Genomic DNA, 19,981 nt, shown 5'->3' with positions numbered 1-19,981 from the left:
TCCTCCTCGGGCCGCGGACCGGCCCGCATCGTCGGCGACTCAGGCCCAACGGCCGCCTCCTCCTCGGGCCGCGGACCGGCCCGCATCGTCGGCGACTCAGGCCCAACGGCCGCCTCCTCCTCGGGCCGCGGACCGGCCCGCATCGTCGGCGACTCAGGCCCAACGGCCGCCTCCTCCTCGGGCCGCGGACCGGCCCGCATCGTCGGCGACTAGGCTGCCCGACGATGACCCCAACCGAACCCCGGCCCCGCGCGGTCGAAGCCGCCTTCTGGCTCCTGGTCGTCGGCGCCGTGCTGTTGCTCGCCGACGGACTGCTGGCCGCCGCGCTGGGTTTCGACACCCTGCGGAAGGCGGCCGGCCCGTCGGTGTCGGACCAGACCATCCGCGACTACCTGCGTTTCCACCGCGGCTCCGGGGTGGTGTGCGCGCTGGCCGCCGTCGCCCTGGCCGCCCTCGCGGTGCGCACCCGCGCGGGTGATCCCCGGTTCCGCCGGGCCACCATGGGTCTGGGCCTGGCGATCGTCGTCCTCGTCGGTCTGATCGCGGTGTTCTTCGGCACGCACATCTTCGCCCTGCTGAGTCTGGTGCCGATCATCGTCGGCACGCTGCTGCTGAGCCGTCCGCCGGTGGCCAAGTGGTTCAACCCCGACCCGGAATCACGGCCCGATGCCTGAGGAGCAGCTCGTCGAGCATGAGGCGCCCCTGTTCTACGAACAGGGAGCCAGCTGGAACTGGCTGCTCGCCGGGCCCGCGTCGGGCCTGGCGATGCTGCTCATCCAGTTCAAGGGTGGGGTGGGCTTTCAGCCGGCGATACCGCTGATCTTCCTGGTGCTGGTCACCGGCTTCCTGTGGCTGCAGGTTCACGCCGCGCGGATCCACGCCAGCGTCGAGCTCACCGCCGATTCGTTGCGGCAGGGTATCGAGGTCATCCCGGTCCGGACCATCGTCGCGGTGTTTCCCGAAGCCAAGCACACGGCGAAATCTACGAAGCCCGGCGCGCTGTTGGAGACGTGGCAGACGTCTCGGGCGCTGGGCGAGCTCAGTGGCGTGCCCCGCGGACGGAAGGGCGTCGGCATCGAGCTGACCGGCGATCGCACGGCCCAGGCCTGGGCGCGCAAGCATCGCGAGCTTCGGGAAGCGCTGACCCACCTGGTCGAGGAACGCACACCGTGAGGCACGTCGTCCAGCTCGTGCTGGCCGCTCTCGCCCTGATCGGCGCGGTGCTCAGCTGGCTGCGGGTACGCACCATCGTCGAGGTGGCGCCGATCGCCGACGGCCAGCCCGCCACTACGTCGGTGGCCTACAGTCCGCCGATGATGCTGCTGACCATGCTGCTGGCCACCGCCGCCGGCGTGCTGCTGGTCCTCGGTGTGGCCGGGCTGGTTCGCGGCAGACGCCGGCTCAGAACACCCGAGTCTGGCCTTTCAGCACCTGCACCGTAGTCGGCAGCTTGTAGACCTCGACGCCGTTGCGTCACGTCGCGCACACCCCCCTTGACGAGATACCCCCTAGGGGTATAGTCACCAGTATGGCGACGACCGATCTGCAGTTGAGCGGCATGAGCTGCGCATCGTGCGCGGCCAAGATCGAGCGCAGCCTCAACGACCTCGACGGTGTGCAGGCGACGGTGAACTTCGCCGTCGAGCGCGCGCACGTCGAACACGGGCCGCAGGTCTCGCAGCACGATCTGATCCATGCCGTGGAGGACACCGGCTACCACGCCTCGGTGATCGACCATTCCGGCCACATGGGTCACGACCACATGAATCACGACGTGCCCACCGATCAGCTGCGACCGCGGCTGATCGGATCGGCCGTGCTGGCGGTCCCAGTGCTAGCGCTGTCGATGGTGATGCCGTGGCAGTTCCCGGGCTGGCAGTGGCTGGTGTTGGCGCTGGCCACGCCGATCGTGTTCTGGGGCGGCTACCCGTTCCACAAGGCCGCGCTCAACAGCGCGCGGCACGGCTCGTCGACCATGGACACCCTGGTGTCGATCGGCACGCTGGCGGCCTATCTGTGGTCGGTGGTCGCGGTCGTCACCGGCCATGGCCACGTGTACCTCGAGGTGGCCGCGGCCGTCACGGTGTTCCTGCTGGCCGGCCGCTACGCCGAGGCAAAGGCCAAGCGGTCGGCCGGAGCGGCCCTGCGCGCGTTGCTGTCGCTGGGGGCCAAGGAGGCCGTGGTGCTGCGCGAGGACGCCGAGGTCCGCATACCTGCCGAGGAGTTGCGGGTGGGTGACGTGATCGTGGTGCGTCCCGGTGAGCGGGTGGCCACCGACGGCGTCGTCGTCGACGGGGCCTCGGCGCTGGACACCTCGGCGATGACGGGTGAGTCGGTGCCGGTGGACGTTCGTGCCGGCGCCGAGGTGCTCGGCGGCGCGGTCAACACCTACGGGCGAATCCTGGTGCGCGCCAGCCGGGTTGGCGCTGACACCCAGCTGTCCCGGATGGCGCGGATGGTCGCCGACGCGCAGAGCGGCAAGGCCTCGATCCAGCGCTTGGCAGACCGCGTCTCGGCGGTGTTCGTGCCCGTGGTGCTCGCCATCGCGGCCGTCACGCTGGCGGCGTGGCTGCTCTCCGGGCAGCCCGTCACGGCGGCGTTCACCGCCGCGGTCGCGGTGCTGATCATCGCCTGCCCGTGCGCTCTTGGTCTGGCCACTCCGACGGCGATTCTGGTGGGCACCGGCCGCGGCGCGCAACTCGGCGTGCTCATCAAGGAGCCGCAGGTGCTCGAGACCGTCACCGGCATCGACACCGTCGTGCTGGACAAGACCGGAACGGTCACCACCGGCACCATGGCCGTCGCTGCGGTCGAGGGCGCCGAGCCCGACACAGTGCTGGCTCGTGCGGCTGCCGTCGAGTCGGCCTCCGAGCATCCGGTGGCCGTGGCAGTCGTGGCCGCCGCCCGTGAGCGCGGGCTCGCCGTTGCGGCGGTCAGCGACTTCGTCAACGAGCCCGGCACGGGAGTGCACGGTGTGGTCGACGGGCTGACGGTCCGGGTGGCGCGGGCGTCCGACGACGACGGGCGCACCAGCGTCGGGGTCAGTTGGGACGGTTCGGAGCGCGGCGTGATCCGGTTGGTCGACGCCGTGAAGCCGACCAGTGCCGACGCGATCGCCGAATTGAAGTCGATGGGCATCACCCCGGTGCTGCTCACCGGTGACAACGCGGCCGTGGCCGCGCGGGTGGCCACCGAGGTCGGTATCGCCCCCGGTGACGTGATCGCCGGCGTGCTGCCCTCGGAAAAGGCCGACGCCATCAAGCGTCTGCAGGATCAGGGGCGCAAGGTCGCGATGGTCGGCGATGGTGTCAACGACTCCGTCGCGCTGGCCACCGCCGACGTCGGTATGGCCATGGGTACCGGAACCGACGCCGCCATCGAGGCCGGTGACATCACGCTGGTCCGCGGTGACCTGCGCACGGTGCCGACCGCGCTGCGGCTCTCGGCGCGCACGCTGCGGATCATCAAGCAGAACCTGTTCTGGGCGTTCGGCTACAACGTGGCGGCCATCCCGCTGGCGGCGCTGGGCCTGCTCAACCCGATGATCGCGGGCGCGGCGATGGCGTTCTCCTCGGTGCTGGTGGTCACGAACAGCCTGCGGCTCAAGCGGTTTCGCTGACGTCACATCCGTGGTGTGGCGCTCCTTCGGGGACAACCGAATGTTCCTCATCGGACCCCGGCCCGACGCAGACTCGATGCCGCGGTCAGCAGCGCACGTTCAGCTGTCCGCCAAGGTCAGGCCCGGCCGCCCACCGCCGGAGTCCAGTTCGACGAGATTCGGACACCGGCGGCGAAGCTCGCCGATGAGGCGCTGATACAGCGTGTGCTCGGCGGCCGGGCAATGCTCGCACGCCCCGCCCAGCTTCACCGTCACGACCTCGCCGTCGCGTTCGGCCGTCACCGATCCGCCATGCGAGCGCACGAAGTCGCCCACCGATCCGTCGAGAAGATCCGCGGTCACCCGTTCCAGAATCTCCCCGGCAGCGGGTTCGATCACCCAGGCGCGCGGCTCGGCGAGCGCCGCCCGCAGCGCCGCGGAGACCGGCGCTCCTTCGTCGCGCCAGGACAGTCCCCCGCGCAGCCACAGCCACACCGCCGTGCGCTCCACCAGGCCTGCGGTCAGCGTGCCGTCGGCCAGCAGCCGCCCCAGATCGCCGGGCGCGCTCACCACCCGCCCGAGCGCAACACCCTCGGTCGCTACCACCCAGCGCACCGCCTGCGGTTCGCCGGTCACCCGTTCGGCGTGCAGACCGATCACCACCCGGCCGCGACGACACTACGGGTCAGGAACGCCAGCACCCACGCCAGCGCGAACATGTAGGCCCACGCGATCGCCGGCCACCTCCACGAGCCGGTCTCGCGGCGCAGCACACCCACCGTCGACATGCACTGCAGCGCGAACATGAAGAACACCAGCAGCGCCGCGATGGTCGGCGCGTCGAACAGCACCCGGCCGGCCGACGGCCCGTCCTCGACGCGCATCGCGCGCAGCGAGGACGCCGGGTCGTCGGGCGTCTGCGCGGCAGCGACCTGACCGAGGGTGGCGACGAACGTCTCCCGCGCCGCCAGCGAGGACAGGATGCCGATGTTGATCCGCCAGTCGAAGCCCAGCGGCTCGAAGACCGGCTCGATCGCGCGTCCCACCGACGCTGCATACGAGTGGTCCAGCACGTAGGCCGACACCGCCGCACGGTCGGAGGTGTCCACGCCGGCAGCGGCGATCTCGGCGTCAGGGCGCAGCGGCAGGTTGAGCAGCACCCACAACACCACGGTGGTGGCCAGGATGATCGAGGTGACTTTGCGCAGGAACGCCGAGGCGGCGGTCCACACCTCGGCGGCCACCGTCCGCAGCCGCGGAATCTGGTACGGCGGCATCTCCATGTAGAACGGCAGCAGCGGAACACCCCGCGATGTCAGCCGCTTGAAGACCGCGGCGACCGTCATCGCGGCCACCGCGCCCAGCAGGTAGAGCACGAACATCACCACGCCGCGCGCGCTGAACGGGCCGACCCGCGCGTCGGCGCTCAACAGCATGCTGATCAGCAGGATGTACACCGGCAGCCGCGCCGAGCAGGTCATCAGCGGCGCGCCCATCATCGTGGCCAGCCGGTCCTTGGCCGACGGCAGCGACCGGGTCGCCATGATCCCCGGGATCGCGCACGCCACCGAGGACAGCAGCGCCACGAATGCGCGGCCCTCCAGCCCGGCCCGCGCCATCACGCGATCCATCAGGAACGCCGCGCGGGCCAGGTAGCCGGTGCCTTCGAGCAATGCGATCAGGATGAACAACAGCGCGATCTGCGGCACGAACACCAACACGCTGCCCACACCGCCGATGACCGCCTCGGACAAAAACGCCGAGAGCCACGAGATGTGGATGTGCTCGGCGACGAGCTCGCCCAGCCAGCCGAAGAACCGCCCGACCAAATCCTGCAGCGGGGCGGCGACGGTGAAGATCGTCTGGAAGAAGACGAACATCGTCAGCAGGAACACCACGGTGCCGGCCACCGGGTGCAGCAACACCGCGTCGATTCGCCGGGTGCGGTGGTCGAGGTCGGGCACGCTGTAGTCGGCGGCGGCCAGCACCGAGTCCACCCACGCGGTGACCTCGGCGGTGTCGGTCGGCGGCAGCACCACCGGGGTGGTCCACGACCGGTGGTCGGCCATCACCGCGCGCAGCGCCTCGACACCGTCGCGGTGCCCGGCCACCACCGCGACCACCGGAACCCCCAGCGCTCTCGACAGTGCCTCGACGTCGAGGCGTCCGCGGCGGCGGGCCAGGTCGTCGGCGAAAGTCAGCACCACGCACACCGGCAGCCCGGTCTGCAGCAGCTGGGCCAGCAGGCCCAGCGAGCGGCGCAGCGTGGTGGCGTTGAGCAGGACCAGCAGGGCGTCGGGGACGTCGACGCGGGTGTTGTGGTGGTCAGTGTCGAGGACGTCGACGACGATCTGCTCGTCCGGGCTGATCGGGTCCAGGCTGTAGGTGCCGGGCAGGTCCTCGACGACAACGGTGTCGTGCTCGCCCAGTCGCATCCGGCCCTCGAAGCGGGCGACGGTCACACCGGGGTAGTTGCCGGTCTTGGCGTGCAGCCCGGTCATGGCGTTGAACAGGGTGGTCTTGCCCGAGTTGGGGCTGCCGACCACGGCGAACCGGGTCAGGCCGACGTTGGCCTCGGCGGTGCCGCCGCCGTGGTGATGGTGCCCGCTCAACTTGCGGGTTCCACGTGGATACAGCGGGACTGGGCGGCGCGCAGCGCGATCTCGTAATCGCCGACGCGGAAGACCACGGGGTCGCGCAGCGGTGCCCGGCGCACCATGGTGACCTCGATGCCGGGCACGATGCCCAGGTCGAAGAAGCGGCGGGCGGTGCTGCCGGCGACCTCGTCGCCGTAGCCGACAACCCGGGCCCGTTGGCCGCGTTCGAGGTCGGCGAGGGTGACTGTGGCGGGGGTGTCCACCTCAGCGCCGGACGCCAGGCGGCGCCGGCTCATGCGGTCGGATACGGAGGACACGGCTAAAAGAATAGGCTTACTGCATACGAGCGTCCCGCGGTGTCTACCACCGGAAAGTGATCTCCTACACCCTGTCGTCGGCTATCCCGTCCTGGCTGGGACACTGGTGGCCATGAGCAGTGCGGATCAGGCCGCCTCGACCGCCGTCTCGGCGAGGATGTTCGCCGAGGCCTGCGCGGTAATTCCCGGCGGGGTGAACTCGCCGGTGCGGGCCTTCAACTCCGTCGGCGGCACCCCCCGCTACATCACGTCGGGGCAGGGGTACTGGCTGACCGACGCCGACGGCAACCGCTTCGTCGACTTGGTGTGCTCATGGGGCCCGATGATCCTCGGGCATGCCCACCCCGCCGTCGTGGAGGCGGTGCAGCGGGCGGCGGCCGACGGGTTGTCGTTCGGCGCCCCGACGCCGGGGGAGACGGAGCTGGCCGCCGAGATCGTCGCCCGGGTGGAACCGGTGGAGCGGGTGCGGCTGGTGAACTCGGGCACCGAGGCCACCATGAGCGCGGTGCGCCTGGCCCGCGGGTTCACCGGCCGTTCGAAGGTCATCAAGTTCTCCGGCTGCTATCACGGCCACGTCGATGCGCTGCTGGCCGACGCGGGCTCGGGTGTCGCGACGCTGGGCCTGCCGTCCTCGCCGGGTGTCACCGGCGCGACCGCCGCCGACACTATCGTGTTGCCCTACAACGACGTCGCCGCGGTGGAGGAGTCGTTCGCCAGGTTCGGTGACACGATCGCCGCGGTCATTACCGAGGCCTGCCCGGGCAACATGGGCGCGGTCGCCCCGCTGCCCGGCTACAACGCCGCGCTGCGCCGCATCACCGCCGAGCACGGCGCGCTGCTGATCATCGACGAGGTGATGACCGGCTTCCGGATCAGCCGAAGTGGGTGGTACGGGGTCGATCCGGTTGACGCCGACCTGTTCACGTTCGGCAAGGTGATGAGCGGCGGACTGCCCGCCGCGGCGTTCGGTGGCCGCCGCGATGTGATGGAACGCCTGGCGCCGCTGGGCCCGGTGTATCAGGCCGGCACGCTCTCGGGTAACCCGGTGGCGGTGGCCGCCGGCCTTGCCACGCTGCGCAACGCCGACGACGCGGTCTATGCGAAGCTGAACGCCAACGCCGAGCGGCTGGCCGGCCTGCTCGCCGATGCCCTCACCGAAGTCGGTGTGGCACATCAGGTTCCGCGTGCCGGCAACTTCCTGTCGGTGTTCTTCGCCGAGGATCCGGTCACCGACTTCGCCTCGGCGCGGGCCAGTGCGACCTGGCGCTTCCCGGCCTTCTTCCATGCTCTGCTCGACGCCGGTGTGTACGCGCCGCCCAGCGCGTTCGAAACCTGGTTCGTCTCAGCCGCTTTGGATGACGCCGCGTTCGACCGGATCGCCGTCGCCCTTCCGGCCGCGGCGCGAGCCGCCGCGGGAGCCGTGCAGTGAGCGACCGAAGGCGAGGGCGAGCGAGGATCGCAGCGCAGCGAGGACCGGAGCGAGCGGGAGCCGAGCAGTGAGCGACCGAAGGCGAGGGCGAGTGAGGATCGCAGCGCAGCGAGGACCGGAGCGAGCGGGAGCCGAGCAGTGAGCGACCGAAGGCGAGGGCGAGCGAGGATCACAGCGCAGCGAGGACCGGAGCGAGCGGGAGCCGAGCAGTGAGCGAACGCACGACGGTGCACGTGATGCGCCACGGCGAGGTGCACAACCCGGAGGGAATCCTCTACGGGCGCCTGCCCGACTACCACCTCTCCGACCGCGGCCGCGCCCAGGCCCAGGCGGTGGCCAGCTGGTTGGCCAGCCGTGACATCGTGTACGTGGTGGCCTCCCCGCTGGAACGCGCGCAGGAGACCGCCGCGGCCATCGCCGCCCACCACGGTCTTACCGTCGACGTCGACGATGAACTCATCGAGTCGCACAACGTCTTTCAGGGTGAGAAGGTCTCCCCGGGTGACGGCGCGCTGCGCAACCCGCGCAACTGGTGGCATCTGCGCAACCCGCGCTCGCCGTCGTGGGGTGAGCCCTACCACGAGGTCGCCGCGCGGATGAAGGCGGCGCTGGGCCGGGCGCGGATCAAGGCCACCGGTCACGAAGCGGTGTGCGTCAGTCATCAGCTGCCAGTCGAGACGCTGCGCCGGGCGATGAACGACCAACCCCTGCACCACTTTCCGACCAGGCGGCTGTGCAACCTTGCGTCGCTGACGTCGTTCTATTTCGACGGCGACGAGTACGTCGGCTGGGGCTACGCGGAGCTCGGCGGGCGGTGAAGCGGCTGGCGGTCTTCCTGATGGCGGCGGCCCTGTTGGCCGGCTGCTCCACCGGTGACGATGCGGTCGCGCAGGGCGGGACGTTCGAGTTCGTCGCACCCGGCGGCAAGACCGACATCTTCTATGACCCGCCGGCCAGCCGCGGCACCCCGGGGCCGTTGTCCGGCCCGCTTCTGATGGACCCGTCGAAAACGGTCTCGCTCGAGGACTTCGACGGCAAGGTCGTGGTGATCAACGTCTGGGGCCAGTGGTGCGGCCCGTGCCGCTCGGAGATCACCCAGCTGGAGAAGGTCTACAACCAGACCCGCGACCTCGGCGTGGCGTTCCTCGGTATCGACGTGCGCGACAACGACATCGCCGCGCCGCAGGATTTCGTCGTCGACCGCAAGGTCACGTTCCCGTCGATCTACGACCCGGCGATGCGCACGATGATCGCCTTCGGCGGCAAGTATCCGACCACCGTCATCCCGTCGACTGTCGTGCTCGATCGTGAGCATCGGGTGGCCGCGGTGTTCCTGCGTGAGCTGCTGGCCGAGGATCTGCTGCCGGTGGTGCAGCGGCTGGCCGCCGAAGCAGGCCCGAGCCAGGCCCCGAAACCGGCTGGCCCGTGACCGGATTCGCCCAGACCGCCGCCGCGGGGCCGCTGCTGCTGGCCCTGGGGGTGTGCGTGCTGGCCGGACTGGTGTCGTTCGCCTCGCCGTGCGTGGTGCCGTTGGTACCCGGCTACCTGTCCTACCTGGCGGCCGTGGTCGGGGTCGACGAGCTCGACGCCGCCACCGGGCAGGTCGCGATCAAGACCCAGCGATGGCGGGTGGCCGGATCGGCCCTGCTGTTCGTGGCCGGGTTCACCGCGGTGTTCGTGCTCGGCACCGTCGCGGTGCTGGGCATGACGACCACGCTGATCACCAATCAGCTTCTGCTGCAACGCGTGGGCGGTGTGCTGACCATCGTCATGGGCCTGGTGTTCATCGGGTTCATTCCCGCGCTGCAGCGGCAGGCCCGCTTGACCCCGCATCGGTTCGCCGGGATCGCCGGTGCGCCGGTACTGGGTGCGGTGTTCGGGCTGGGCTGGACGCCGTGCCTGGGGCCCACGCTGACCGGGGTGATCACCCTCGCCTCGGCCACCGACGGCGCCAACGTCGCGCGCGGCGTACTCCTGGTGATCGCCTACTGCCTGGGCCTGGGTATCCCGTTTGTGCTGCTCGCCCTCGGATCAGGTTGGGCGGTCAACGGTTTCGGGTGGTTGCGCCGACACAGTCGCGCGATTCAGGTGTTCGGCGGTGTGCTGCTGATCGTCGTCGGCCTGGCCCTGGTCACCGGGGTGTGGAACGACTTCGTGTCCTGGGTGCGTGACGCGTTCGTCTCCGACGTGAGGCTGCCGATCTGATGACGTCCCCACCGCGAGCAGACGCAAAAGACCCCGACACGCCGAGGCATGGGGGACCTTTGCGTCTGCTCGGGCGGCTGGCCCGCAACACCTGGCGCGCCCTGACCTCCATGGGCACCGCACTGGTGCTGCTGTTCCTGCTCGCGCTGGCCGCCGTGCCGGGCGCGCTGCTGCCGCAGCGCAGCCTCAACGAGGCCAAGGTCGACCAGTACATCGCCGACCACAACATCATCGGGCGCTGGCTGAACCGGCTGCAGTTCTTCGAGGTGTTCTCGAGCTTCTGGTTCACCGCCATCTACGCGCTGCTGTTCATCTCGCTGGTGGGCTGCCTCACCCCGCGGATGATCGAACACGTCCGCACTCTGCGCTCCACCCCGGTTCCCGCCCCGCGCAACCTCTCCCGGCTGCCCAAGTACGCCGAGGCCGAGGTCGCCGGCAGCCCGGATGCGGCCGCGGCCGCGATCTCGCAGCGGCTGCGCGGCTGGCGACGGGTGACCCGCGAAACCGACGAGGGCATCGAGGTCTCCGCCGAGAAGGGCTACCTGCACGAGTTCGGCAACATCGTCTTCCACTTCTCGCTGCTGGGTCTGCTGGTGGCCATCGCCGTCGGCAAGTTTTTCGGCTACGAGGGCAACGTCATCGTCATCGCCAACGGCGGTCCCGGCTTCTGCTCGGCCTCGCCGGCCGCGTTCGACTCCTTCCGGGCGGGCAACAACGTCGACGGCACGTCGCTGTATCCGATGTGCATCAAGATCAACGATTTCCAGGCCCGCTACCTGCCCAACGGGCAGGCCACCGCGTTCGCGTCGAACATCGAATACCAGGCCGGCGACGACCTGACCTCCGGAACCTGGCGGCCCTACCGCCTCGAGGTCAACCATCCGCTGCGCATCGGCGGTGACCGGGTGTACCTGCAGGGCCACGGATACGCGCCCACCTTCACCGTCACCTTCCCCGACGGGCAGAAGCGCACCCAGACCGTGCAGTGGCGGCCCGACGACGCGCGCACCCTGCTGTCCTCCGGCGTCGTACGCGTCGATCCGCCCGGCGGCATGTACCCCGATGCCGACGAGCGCCGCAAGCACCAACTCGCGATCATGGGCCTGTTCGCCCCGACCGCGGAGCTCGACGGCACCCTGCTGTCGTCCAGCTATCCCACCCTGAAGGACCCGGCGGTGGCCATCGACGTCTACCGAGGGGACGCCGGCCTGGACTCCGGGCGCCCGCAGTCGCTGTTCACCCTCGACCACCGGCTGCTCGAGCAGAAGCGGCTGACCAAGGTCAAGCGGGTCAACCTGCGCCAGGGCGAACAGGTGCGCCTCGACGACGGCACGGTCGTCACGTTCGACGGCGCCACCCCGTTCGTCAACCTCCAGGTCTCCCACGACCCCGGTCAGCTGTGGGTGTTGCTGTTCGCGATGGCGATGATGGCCGGCCTGCTGGTGTCGCTGATCGTGCGCCGCCGCAGGGTCTGGGCCAGGATTGTTCCGTCGCAGGCGGACGGTACGGTGAACATCGAGCTGGGCGGACTGGCCCGCACCGACAACTCCGGGTGGGGCAGCGAGTTCGAGAAGCTCACCGAGCGGTTGTTGACGGATCTGCCGGCCGCGGCGCCGTCGAAGGAGAAGGTCTAGAAGCGTGAATACCGAGCACATCGACATCGGCCTGGCCCGTTACTCGGACTGGGCGTTCACCTCGTCGATCGTCGTTTTGGTCGCCGCGCTGCTGCTGCTGGCCGTGGAACTGGCCTACAGCCGCGGCCGGGCGGTCGACGCCCGCGAGCTCGTCGCCGCCGGAAAGGTGACCGCCGACAGCGACCGCCCCGGCGTCGTCATCGACGAACCGGGACGCTCGCTGGACGAGCGGGTCGGCAAGGCCGGCCTGTCGCTGGTGTACGTCGGCATCGCGCTGCTGTTCGCCTGCATCGTGCTGCGCGGCCTGGCCACGGCCCGCGTGCCGTGGGGCAACATGTACGAGTTCATCAACCTGACCAGCTTCTGCGGCCTGGTCGCTGCCGCGGTGGTGCTGCGTAAGCCCCAGTACCGCGCGCTGTGGGTGTTCGTCCTGGTGCCGGTGCTCATCCTGCTGGCTGTATCCGGCAAGTGGCTCTACACCAACGCCGCGCCGGTGATGCCCGCGCTGCAGTCCTACTGGCTGCCCATCCACGTGTCGGTGGTCAGCCTGGGCTCCGGGGTGTTCCTGGTCGCCGGTGTGGCCAGCATGCTGTTCCTGCTGAAGATGTCGCGCTTCGGTCAGCCCGACGCTCCGGCTGGTGCGTTGACCCGCATCGTCCAGCGGCTGCCCGATGCCCAGACGTTGGACCGCATCGCCTACCGCACCTCGATCTTCGCGTTCCCCATCTTCGGCTTCGGTGTGATCTTCGGCGCGATCTGGGCCGAGGAGGCGTGGGGCCGCTACTGGGGCTGGGACCCCAAGGAGACGGTGTCGTTCATCGCGTGGGTGGTCTACGCCGCCTACCTGCACGCCCGCTCCACCGCAGGCTGGCGGGACAAGAAGGCTGCCTGGATCAACGTCGTCGGCTTCGTCGCGATGGTGTTCAACCTGTTCTTCATCAACCTGGTGACCGTCGGCCTGCACTCGTACGCCGGCGTCAGCTGAGCCGGTAGGGTTTGAAGTACCGCGCGACGACCACTCGACCCGAAGCGGATGTCAGGGGGAAGTGCACGTGTCCGACCAACCCGGTCCCCGTCCGGACCACGAACTGACCGACGCCACGACGGTGTTCCGCGCTCAGCGGTTCAGCGACCCGGCGATCTCGGCCCCGCAGCCGGAACCTGACTGGGTGGCCGCAACGCCGCCCATCGGCATCCCGCTCGATCCCATCCGGGCCGCGTCGGCCTACTCCGACCAGTACGTCAACGACGTGCCGGCGCCGTCGTATCGGCCCAGCGTGCCGCAGACTCCGTACCCGGATCTGTCGACCAGCGCGCTGCTGCGCCAGCTCAAGCCGCCGCCGTCATCCGGCTGGCGCAGGGCGCTCTACCTGGCGTCGGGCAAGCTGATCAACGTCGGCGAGGGCCCGCGCGCCATCCAGCGCAACAATCTCGTCGCGCAGGTGAACCGGCCGCTGCAGGGCTGCTACCGGATCGCTGTGATGTCGCTGAAGGGCGGGGTTGGCAAGACCACTATCACCGCCACGCTGGGCGGGACGTTCGCCTCGATCCGGGGCGACCGGGTCATCGCCGTCGACGCCAACCCCGACCGGGGCACGCTGAACCAGAAGGTGCCGTTGGAGACGCCGGCCACGGTGCGCCACCTGCTGCGCGGCGCCGAGGGCATCGAGCGATACACCGACGTCCGCGGCTACACCTCGCAGGGTCCCAGCCGGTTGGAGGTGCTGGCCTCGGAGAGCGATCCCGCCGTGTCGCAGGCGTTCAGCGCCGAGGACTACGACCGCACGCTGGCGGTGCTCGAACGGTTCTACAACCTTGTGCTCACCGACTGCGGCACGGGTCTGCTGCACTCGGCGATGTCATCGGTGTTGTCGAAGGCCGACACCCTGATCGTGGTCAGCTCGGGTTCGGTGGACGGGGCGCGCAGCGCGTCGGCGACGCTGGACTGGCTCGACGCCCACGGCCACCAGGATCTGGTGCGCAGCTCGGTGTGCGTGATCAACGCGGTGCGGCCACGCTCGGGCAAGGTCGACCTGCAGAAGGTCGTGGACCACTTCTCGCGGCGGTGCCGCGCGGTCCGGTTGGTGCCGTTCGACCCGCACCTCGAAGAGGGCGCCGAGATCGAGTTGGCGCGGTTGCGACCGAAGACCCGGGCGGCGCTGGTCGAGCTGGCGGCGGTGGTGTCCGACGGCTTCCCGGCCGAGGTGCCCGACGAGCGGTTCGGCTAGCGCGGGTTGTTGTTGTCTCCGTGCTTGAGTCGCCACAGGAACTCGGGATCGTCGTCGGGACCGATCACGCGCGTCTTGGGCCGGTTGGCCTGAGCGCGCACAGCGCGCCAACCGACATAGACGATCGCAGCGATGATCAGGACGAGCAACAGGTACAGCACGACAACCTCCTTTGTCTGAATATACGCGCGTCGGTAGGCTCGGCGCGGTGGCAGAAAAATCGGGCGGCTCCACCGGCGGCATGTTCCGGGACGTGGTCGTATACACCCTTGCGCGGCTGGTCTTGGTGATCGCTCTGACCGCGGCGATCTACTACATCGCGCAGCTTCTCGGCATCCACCAGTTCCCGCTCGTGATCGCGATGTTGTTCGCGATCGTCATCGCATTGCCGTTGGGCATCTGGCTGCTGGCCCCGTTGCGCAAGCGCGCCACCGCGAGCATCGCGCGAGTCGACGAGCGTCGCCGCACCGACCGCGACGAGCTCCGGGCCCGGCTGCGGGGCGACAAGCCCGACAAGTAGCGCCCGCTAACCCAGCGCCAGCGCCAGGGCGACGAGGATCGACCACACCAGCATCGTCAGACCGGTGTCGCGTAGCACCGGGATGAGTTCGCGACCGCCCAGCCCGCGCCGAACCGGCCCGGCTGCCCGCAGCCCCAGCGGCGCGGCCACCAGACCGACCAGGCTCCAGGGGGTGGCCAGCACGAGAACCACGGTGAGCACCCCGGCCAATCCCAGCAGCCCCTCGAAGAGCAGCCGGGTGCGGTGATCACCGAGGCGCACGGCCAGCGTCATCTTGCCCGCCGCCGTGTCGGTCGGGATGTCGCGCAGATTGTTGGCCACCAGCACGGCCGACGACAGCGCCCCGGTCGCCACGGCCAGCACCAGACCGACCCAGTCCACTCGCAGCGCCTGGGTGTACTGGGTGCCCAGCACCGCCACCAGCCCGAAGAACACGAACACCGCGACTTCGCCCAGACCGGCGTAGCCGTACGGGCGGGAACCTCCGGTGTAGAGCCACGCCCCGGCGATGCACACCACGCCGACCGCGATCAGCCACGGCGCGCTGACGATCGCCAGCGCCAGCCCGGCAACCGCGCCGACGGCCAGGCTCCCCACCGCCGCGGCCAGCACCGCTTTCGGGGTCGCCAGCTTGGCGCCCACCAGCCGTAGCGGGCCGGCACGCTCGTCGTCGGTCCCGCGGATGCCATCGGAGTAGTCGTTGGCGAAGTTCACGCCGACGATCAGTGCCGTCGAGACCGCCAACGCCAGCAGGGCCTTCCACCACACGGCCGCGTGCAGCCAGCCCGCCGCACCCGTGCCGGCGATCACCGGCGCGATCGCGTTGGGCAGGGTCCTCGGCCGCGCTCCCTCGACCCACTGCGCGACGCTCGCCATGCCGCAATCGTCGCACGCCGGCCGGCCGGCCGATGGCCCACAATGGTCGGATGATTGGAGTCATCGGTGGCAGCGGCTTCTACACCTTCTTCGGTTCCGACGCCCGCAGCGTCACCCTGGACACCCCGTACGGTGAGCCGAGCGCCCCGATCACCGTGGGCCGGGTCGGACTGCACGATGTGGCGTTCCTGCCCCGCCACGGCATGAGCCACGAATTCTCGCCGCACACCGTGCCGTACCGGGCCAACATGTGGGCGCTGCGCGCGCTCGGCGTGCGACGGGTGTTCGGCCCGTGCGCGGTCGGCAGCCTCACCCACGAGCTGGGCCCCGGTTCGATCGTCGTGCCCGACCAGCTGGTGGACCGCACCCGCGGCCGCGGCGACACCTACTTCGACTCCGGCGGCATCCACGTCGGGTTCGCCGACCCGTATTGCCCGACGCTGCGCGCAGCGGCCGCCAGCCTGCCCGGGGTGGTCGACGGCGGAACCATGGTGGTGGTGCAGGGGCCGCGGTTCTCCACCCGGGCCGAGAGCAACTGGTTCGCCCGCGAGGGCTTCACACTGATCAACATGACCGGCTACCCCGAGGCGGTGCTGGCCCGGGAACTCGAGATGTGTTACGCCACAATTGCATTGGTGACGGACCTGGATGCCGGTATCGACGTCGGGACCGGAGTGCGCACGGCCGACGTGTTCGCCGAGTTCGAGAAGAACCTGGTGCCGTTCAAGGAACTGGTACACGTGGCCATCGACGTACTGGATTCCGAGCGGGTGTGCAACCACTGCCTGGCCCACGAGGGTGTCGAACTTCCCTTCGATCTGCCGTGAAGGTATTGCTCACCGGCGCAGCCGGTTTCATCGGCAGTCGGGTGTGGGCGGCGCTGCTCGACCGCGGGCACGAGGTGGTGGCGGCCGACGCGATGCTCGACGCCGCGCACGGCTCCGGTGCACGGCTGCCCGCCGGATGTAGGCAGGTCGACGTGCGCGATGAAGACGCGCTCGCACCGTTACTCGACGGCGTCGACGTGGTCTGCCATCAGGCGGCGGTGGTGGGAGCGGGTGTCAACGCCGCCGACGCGCCGGCGTACGCCAGCCACAACGACTGCGGCACAGCGGTACTGCTGGCGCAGATGTTCCGGGCCGGGGTCCGGCGGTTGGTGCTCGCGTCCTCGATGGTGGTCTACGGGCAGGGCGGTTACGCGTGCCCGGTGCACGGCGTGGTCGATCCGCTGCCGCGCGCCCGTGCCGACCTCGACGCCGGGGTGTTCGAGCATCGTTGCCCGATCGGCGGCGAGGAACTGGTCTGGCAGTTGGTCGACGAGGATGCACCGCTGCGGCCCCGAAGTCTCTATGCGGCCAGCAAGACAGCCCAGGAGCACTACGCGCTGGCGTGGTCGGAGTCGACCGGTGGCTCGGCGGTGGCGCTGCGCTATCACAATGTGTACGGACCCGGCATGCCACGCGACACCCCGTACTCCGGGGTGGCGGCAATCTTCCGATCGTCTCTCGAAAGAGGTGAGCCGCCAAGGGTTTTCGAGGATGGCGGACAGATGCGCGACTTCGTCCACGTCGACGACGTCGCGGCTGCCAATGTCGCCGCCGTCGAGTCGGCAGCCGGTGGGTTCCTGCCCGCCAACGTCTGCTCGGGGCGGCCGATCTCGATCATGGAGGTCGCCACCCGGCTGTGCGAGGCCCGCGGCGGGCCCGCTCCCGTGGTCACCGGGCAGTACCGCAGTGGCGACGTGCGCCACATCGTCGCGGACCCGGCGAAGGCCGCGGAGGCGTTGGGATTCCGGGCGACGATTCACCCGATGGACGGCTTGACGGAGTTCGCGTTCGCCCCGCTGCGGGGATGACACGCCACAGACCAACGTTTTGTGGCGTAGATCACAATGGGAAAGCGGTTATCGCACACGGCTTTTGAGCCCGATGACCACACTCCCCCCCGATTTTTGTGACGCCGGTCACCTCCCGGCTGGGGCGCCCCACTTGGGCGCCCGGATCTGATAGATTCTTGAATTGTTCCAAACAAGCTTCGAGGATTGGTGGCAGCCATGGCGCTCTTGACGATCGGTGATCAGTTTCCCGCGTACGACCTGAAGGCAGTCATCGGCGGTGATTTGTCCAAGGTCGACGCCGAGCACCCTGACGACTACTTCACCCGGGTGACCAGTGACGACCACCCGGGCAAGTGGCGGGTGATCTTCTTCTGGCCCAAGGACTTCACGTTCATCTGCCCGACCGAGATCGCCACCTTCGGCAAGCTCAACGACGAGTTCGAGGACCGCGACACCCAGGTCATCGGTGTGTCGACCGACAACGAGTTCGTGCACTTCCAGTGGCGTGCGCAGCACGACGAGCTCAAGAAACTGCCGTTCCCGATGGCGTCGGACCTCAAGCGCGAGCTCACTGCTGCCGCCGGCGTGCTCAACGCCGACGGTGTGGCCGACCGCGCGACCTTCATCGTCGACCCCGACAACGAGATTCAGTTCGTCTCGGTGACGGCCGGTACGGTGGGCCGCAATGTCGAGGAGGTGCTGCGGGTGCTCGACGCTCTGCAGTCCGACGAGCTGTGCGCCTGCAACTGGAAGAAGGGCGACCCGACCATCAACGTCGGCGAGCTGCTCGCCGACGCACTCTGACCTTGAGCATCGACGCCATCAAAGAGGCGCTGCCCGAGTACGCCAAGGACCTCAAGCTCAACCTCGGCAGCATCGTGCGCTCCACCGAGCTGGGCGATCAGCAGCTGTGGGGTGCGCTGGTGGCGACCGCGGCGGCGACCAAGTCCGAGCGGCTGCTGCGTGAGGTCACCGAGGACGCACTGGACGTGCTGTCCGAGGAGGCTTATCACGCAGCGCTCGGCGCGGCCTCGATCATGGGGATGAACAACGTCTTCTACCGCACCAAGCACCAGCTGGAGGGTCGCTACGACGACCTGCGGGCAGGCCTGCGGATGAACATCCTCGCCAACCCTGGTGTGGCCAAAGCGGACTTCGAGTTGTGGTCGCTGGCGGTGTCGGCGATCAACGGCTGCGATCAGTGCCTGGCCGCGCACGAGAAGGAACTCCGCGACGTCGAGGTGTCGCGGACGGTGATCTTCGAGGCGATCCGGTTGGCGTCCATCGTGTCGGGCGTCGCGCAGGCACTGCTGACCGCGCAGGTCCTCACCACCGACTGAGTCGAGCGCGGTCAACGCCAGGGCGGCAACGTCACTTTTTCGTCATCGACAGCGGACGGCTCGCATAGGTTGTCAGCATGCCCGTCGAACCGGTCACGGTGGTGCTGCCTTGCCTCAACGAGGCCGAGTCCCTTCCCGCGGTGCTGGCGGCCATACCCGCTGGTTACCGCGCATTGGTCGTCGACAACAACAGTACCGACGGTACCGCCCAGGTGGCCAGGAGCCACGGCGCAGAGGTCGTTCACGAGACGCGGGCGGGGTACGGGTCGGCCGTTCACGCCGGGGTGGTGGCCGCGCAGACGCCCGTCGTGGCGGTGCTCGACGGCGACGGTTCGCTGGATCCTGCCGAGCTGCCGCGCCTGGTCGCCGAGCTCGACCGCGGCGCCGACATGGTGACGGGCCGGCGTAGGCCGGTCCGCGGACTGCGGTGGCCGTGGCATGCGCGGCTGGGGACCGCGGCGGTGTGCTGGCGGTTGCGGACCCGGCACAAGCTGCCGGTCCACGACATCGCGCCGATGCGGGTGGTCCGTCGTGACGCGTTGCTGACGCTCGGAGTGACCGACCGTCGATCGGGGTATCCGCTCGAACTACTCGTCCGTGCCGCGGCCGCGGGATGGCGGGTGGTCGAGGTCGACGTCGACTACGGCCCACGCACCGGCGGGCAGTCCAAGGTCAGCGGGTCGGTGCGAGGAAGCTTCACCGCCGCTGTCGACTTCTGGAAGGTCATCTCGTGACGCTGCGCCCGGAGCCACTGCCGGTGACCGTGCTGGTGGTGGCCAAGGCGCCGGTGCCCGGGCTGGCCAAGACGCGGCTGGCCGCGACGCTGGGTGATCTGGCGGCCGCCGACATCGCCGCCGCCGCGCTGTTGGACACCCTTGATGCGGTTGTGCAGACACCGGTCGCCGAGCGCGTGGTCGCGATGACCGGCGACCTGGACCGCGCCTGCCGGGGCGCAGAGATCCGCGAGCGGCTCGAGGCGTTCACGGTGATCGGGCAGCGCGGCGAGGACTTCGCCGATCGGCTGGCCAACGCCCATGCCGACGTCGGCAGCGCTCAGCCGGTGCTGCAGATCGGGATGGACACCCCGCAGGTGAGCGCCGAGCTGCTCACCGACTGCGCGCGGACCTTGTTGACGACGCCGGCGCTGCTGGGGATGGCCCGTGACGGCGGGTGGTGGGTGCTCGGGGTGGCCGATGCCGCGAGCGCCGACTGCCTGCGCGACGTGCCGATGTCGCAATCCGACACCGGCGTTGTAACGCTTGCCGCCCTGCGCGACACAGGTATCGACGTGACGCTCGTCGAAGAGCTGCACGACGTCGACACCGTCGACGACATCCCGTCCGTCCGCAAGGCCTGCCGGTCAGCGAGCCGGTTCGCCCGCGTCACGCGAGAGGTTTGAC

At 69.6% G+C, this 19,981-nt stretch carries 23 protein-coding genes; 18 read left to right on the top strand and 5 right to left on the bottom strand.

What is annotated here, in order from left to right:
* Positions 1 to 224: 224 nt before the first annotated feature.
* The 4 genes from K9U37_RS00815 (at position 225) to K9U37_RS00800 (ending at position 3,619) form a co-directional block, all read left to right on the top strand.
* Complete coding sequence (locus K9U37_RS00815) at positions 225 to 674, top strand: hypothetical protein (protein WP_243070096.1); 450 nt, start codon at positions 225 to 227, stop codon at positions 672 to 674.
* Positions 667 to 1,173, top strand: coding sequence for a transport-regulating membrane protein Mce1N (gene mce1N, locus K9U37_RS00810; protein WP_243070095.1), 507 nt, complete (start codon positions 667 to 669; stop codon positions 1,171 to 1,173). The genes K9U37_RS00815 and mce1N overlap by 8 nt, the downstream gene beginning before the upstream one ends.
* Positions 1,170 to 1,442, top strand: coding sequence for a hypothetical protein (locus K9U37_RS00805; RefSeq protein ID WP_243070094.1), 273 nt, complete (start codon positions 1,170 to 1,172; stop codon positions 1,440 to 1,442). Before mce1N ends, K9U37_RS00805 begins: the two co-directional genes overlap by 4 nt.
* Before the next feature lie 86 nt (positions 1,443 to 1,528).
* Complete coding sequence (locus K9U37_RS00800) at positions 1,529 to 3,619, top strand: heavy metal translocating P-type ATPase (protein WP_243070093.1); 2,091 nt, start codon at positions 1,529 to 1,531, stop codon at positions 3,617 to 3,619.
* Positions 3,620 to 3,718: 99 nt separating this feature from the next.
* Here the strand turns inward: K9U37_RS00800 and K9U37_RS20110 are convergent, their stop codons facing one another.
* The 3 genes from K9U37_RS20110 to K9U37_RS00785 are packed head-to-tail and all read right to left on the bottom strand — an operon-like array spanning position 3,719 to position 6,512.
* Complete coding sequence (locus K9U37_RS20110) at positions 3,719 to 4,261, bottom strand: NifU family protein (protein ID WP_243070092.1); 543 nt, start codon at positions 4,259 to 4,261, stop codon at positions 3,719 to 3,721.
* Complete coding sequence (gene feoB, locus K9U37_RS00790) at positions 4,255 to 6,210, bottom strand: ferrous iron transporter B (protein WP_272887999.1); 1,956 nt, start codon at positions 6,208 to 6,210, stop codon at positions 4,255 to 4,257. The genes K9U37_RS20110 and feoB overlap by 7 nt, the downstream gene beginning before the upstream one ends.
* On the bottom strand, positions 6,207 to 6,512 hold the full coding sequence (locus K9U37_RS00785; protein WP_243070091.1) for a FeoA family protein: 306 nt from the start codon (positions 6,510 to 6,512) through the stop codon (positions 6,207 to 6,209). Before K9U37_RS00785 ends, feoB begins: the two co-directional genes overlap by 4 nt.
* Positions 6,513 to 6,624: 112 nt before the next feature.
* Here K9U37_RS00785 and hemL point away from each other — a divergent pair, with 112 nt between their 5' ends.
* The 7 genes from hemL (at position 6,625) to K9U37_RS00750 (ending at position 14,008) form a co-directional block, all read left to right on the top strand.
* Positions 6,625 to 7,941, top strand: a complete 1,317-nt coding sequence (gene hemL, locus K9U37_RS00780; protein ID WP_243070090.1) for a glutamate-1-semialdehyde 2,1-aminomutase — start codon at positions 6,625 to 6,627, stop codon at positions 7,939 to 7,941.
* A gap of 236 nt (positions 7,942 to 8,177) precedes the next feature.
* Positions 8,178 to 8,759 (top strand): histidine phosphatase family protein, encoded by a 582-nt coding sequence (locus K9U37_RS00775; protein ID WP_243073162.1) that lies wholly within the window; start codon positions 8,178 to 8,180, stop codon positions 8,757 to 8,759.
* Positions 8,760 to 8,779: 20 nt separating this feature from the next.
* Positions 8,780 to 9,370, top strand: coding sequence for a TlpA disulfide reductase family protein (locus K9U37_RS00770; RefSeq protein ID WP_243073161.1), 591 nt, complete (start codon positions 8,780 to 8,782; stop codon positions 9,368 to 9,370).
* Positions 9,367 to 10,146: a cytochrome c biogenesis CcdA family protein gene (locus tag K9U37_RS00765; RefSeq protein WP_243070089.1), complete on the top strand. Its 780-nt coding sequence runs from the start codon at positions 9,367 to 9,369 to the stop codon at positions 10,144 to 10,146. The genes K9U37_RS00770 and K9U37_RS00765 overlap by 4 nt, the downstream gene beginning before the upstream one ends.
* Positions 10,146 to 11,780 (top strand): cytochrome c biogenesis protein ResB, encoded by a 1,635-nt coding sequence (resB, locus tag K9U37_RS00760; RefSeq protein ID WP_243070088.1) that lies wholly within the window; start codon positions 10,146 to 10,148, stop codon positions 11,778 to 11,780. Before K9U37_RS00765 ends, resB begins: the two co-directional genes overlap by 1 nt.
* A gap of 4 nt (positions 11,781 to 11,784) precedes the next feature.
* Complete coding sequence (gene ccsB / locus K9U37_RS00755) at positions 11,785 to 12,765, top strand: c-type cytochrome biogenesis protein CcsB (protein ID WP_243070087.1); 981 nt, start codon at positions 11,785 to 11,787, stop codon at positions 12,763 to 12,765.
* A 67-nt stretch (positions 12,766 to 12,832) separates the two neighbouring features.
* A complete protein-coding gene (locus K9U37_RS00750; RefSeq protein WP_243070086.1) occupies positions 12,833 to 14,008 on the top strand; it encodes a MinD/ParA family ATP-binding protein in 1,176 nt (391 codons plus the stop codon).
* Here K9U37_RS00750 and K9U37_RS00745 read toward each other — a convergent pair.
* The gene (locus K9U37_RS00745; protein WP_243070085.1) at positions 14,005 to 14,169 is read right to left on the bottom strand and encodes a hypothetical protein; all 165 of its coding nucleotides are present in this window, start codon (positions 14,167 to 14,169) and stop codon (positions 14,005 to 14,007) included. The two genes, K9U37_RS00750 and K9U37_RS00745, sit on opposite strands and share 4 nt — an antisense overlap.
* A 47-nt stretch (positions 14,170 to 14,216) precedes the next feature.
* On the opposite strand from K9U37_RS00745, the gene K9U37_RS00740 reads away from it, so the two are divergent.
* On the top strand, positions 14,217 to 14,528 hold the full coding sequence (locus K9U37_RS00740) for a DUF4229 domain-containing protein (RefSeq protein ID WP_243070084.1): 312 nt from the start codon (positions 14,217 to 14,219) through the stop codon (positions 14,526 to 14,528).
* A gap of 6 nt (positions 14,529 to 14,534) precedes the next feature.
* Here K9U37_RS00740 and K9U37_RS00735 read toward each other — a convergent pair whose 3' ends face one another.
* Positions 14,535 to 15,404 carry a 1,4-dihydroxy-2-naphthoate polyprenyltransferase gene (locus tag K9U37_RS00735; RefSeq protein WP_243070083.1) on the bottom strand — a complete coding sequence of 290 codons (870 nt, stop codon included), beginning with the start codon at positions 15,402 to 15,404 and terminating at the stop codon, positions 14,535 to 14,537.
* A 50-nt stretch (positions 15,405 to 15,454) separates the two neighbouring features.
* Between K9U37_RS00735 and K9U37_RS00730 the strand changes: the two genes are divergently transcribed.
* The 6 genes from K9U37_RS00730 (at position 15,455) to K9U37_RS00705 (ending at position 19,980) form a co-directional block, all read left to right on the top strand.
* Positions 15,455 to 16,231, top strand: a complete 777-nt coding sequence (locus K9U37_RS00730) for an S-methyl-5'-thioadenosine phosphorylase (protein WP_243070082.1) — start codon at positions 15,455 to 15,457, stop codon at positions 16,229 to 16,231.
* Positions 16,228 to 17,259, top strand: coding sequence for an NAD-dependent epimerase/dehydratase family protein (locus K9U37_RS00725; RefSeq protein WP_243070081.1), 1,032 nt, complete (start codon positions 16,228 to 16,230; stop codon positions 17,257 to 17,259). The genes K9U37_RS00730 and K9U37_RS00725 overlap by 4 nt, the downstream gene beginning before the upstream one ends.
* Positions 17,260 to 17,457: 198 nt before the next feature.
* Positions 17,458 to 18,045: a peroxiredoxin gene (locus K9U37_RS00720; protein ID WP_243070080.1), complete on the top strand. Its 588-nt coding sequence runs from the start codon at positions 17,458 to 17,460 to the stop codon at positions 18,043 to 18,045.
* A gap of 2 nt (positions 18,046 to 18,047) precedes the next feature.
* Positions 18,048 to 18,581, top strand: coding sequence for an alkyl hydroperoxide reductase AhpD (gene ahpD / locus K9U37_RS00715; RefSeq protein ID WP_243070079.1), 534 nt, complete (start codon positions 18,048 to 18,050; stop codon positions 18,579 to 18,581).
* 77 nt (positions 18,582 to 18,658) lie between these two features.
* Entirely contained in the window at positions 18,659 to 19,315 is a 657-nt protein-coding gene (locus K9U37_RS00710) for a glycosyltransferase family 2 protein (RefSeq protein ID WP_243070078.1), read from the top strand.
* The gene (locus tag K9U37_RS00705; protein ID WP_243070077.1) at positions 19,312 to 19,980 is read left to right on the top strand and encodes a TIGR04282 family arsenosugar biosynthesis glycosyltransferase; all 669 of its coding nucleotides are present in this window, start codon (positions 19,312 to 19,314) and stop codon (positions 19,978 to 19,980) included. The genes K9U37_RS00710 and K9U37_RS00705 overlap by 4 nt, the downstream gene beginning before the upstream one ends.
* The last annotated feature ends 1 nt before the right edge of the window (position 19,981 follow it).

The organism is Candidatus Mycolicibacterium alkanivorans, assembly GCF_022760805.1.
Taxonomy (GTDB): domain Bacteria; phylum Actinomycetota; class Actinomycetes; order Mycobacteriales; family Mycobacteriaceae; genus Mycobacterium; species Mycobacterium alkanivorans.
Note: the sequence above shows the minus strand (reverse complement) of the source record. Positions and strands in the feature narration are given on the sequence as shown.

Bases quoted from the DNA above. Each gene is read 5' to 3' on its own strand.
- K9U37_RS00710 (WP_243070078.1), top strand. From the start codon at position 18,659: ATGCCCGTCGAACCGGTCACGGTGGTGCTGCCTTGCCTCAACGAGGCC.
- K9U37_RS00720 (WP_243070080.1), top strand. From the start codon at position 17,458: ATGGCGCTCTTGACGATCGGTGATCAGTTTCCCGCGTACGACCTGAAG.
- K9U37_RS00775 (WP_243073162.1), top strand. From the start codon at position 8,178: ATGCGCCACGGCGAGGTGCACAACCCGGAGGGAATCCTCTACGGGCGC.
- K9U37_RS00800 (WP_243070093.1), top strand. From the start codon at position 1,529: ATGGCGACGACCGATCTGCAGTTGAGCGGCATGAGCTGCGCATCGTGC.
- resB (WP_243070088.1), top strand. From the start codon at position 10,146: ATGACGTCCCCACCGCGAGCAGACGCAAAAGACCCCGACACGCCGAGG.
- hemL (WP_243070090.1), top strand. From the start codon at position 6,625: ATGAGCAGTGCGGATCAGGCCGCCTCGACCGCCGTCTCGGCGAGGATG.
- K9U37_RS00735 (WP_243070083.1), bottom strand. From the start codon at position 15,404: ATGGCGAGCGTCGCGCAGTGGGTCGAGGGAGCGCGGCCGAGGACCCTG.
- mce1N (WP_243070095.1), top strand. From the start codon at position 667: ATGCCTGAGGAGCAGCTCGTCGAGCATGAGGCGCCCCTGTTCTACGAA.
- K9U37_RS00815 (WP_243070096.1), top strand. From the start codon at position 225: ATGACCCCAACCGAACCCCGGCCCCGCGCGGTCGAAGCCGCCTTCTGG.
- K9U37_RS00730 (WP_243070082.1), top strand. From the start codon at position 15,455: ATGATTGGAGTCATCGGTGGCAGCGGCTTCTACACCTTCTTCGGTTCC.
- K9U37_RS00770 (WP_243073161.1), top strand. From the start codon at position 8,780: ATGGCGGCGGCCCTGTTGGCCGGCTGCTCCACCGGTGACGATGCGGTC.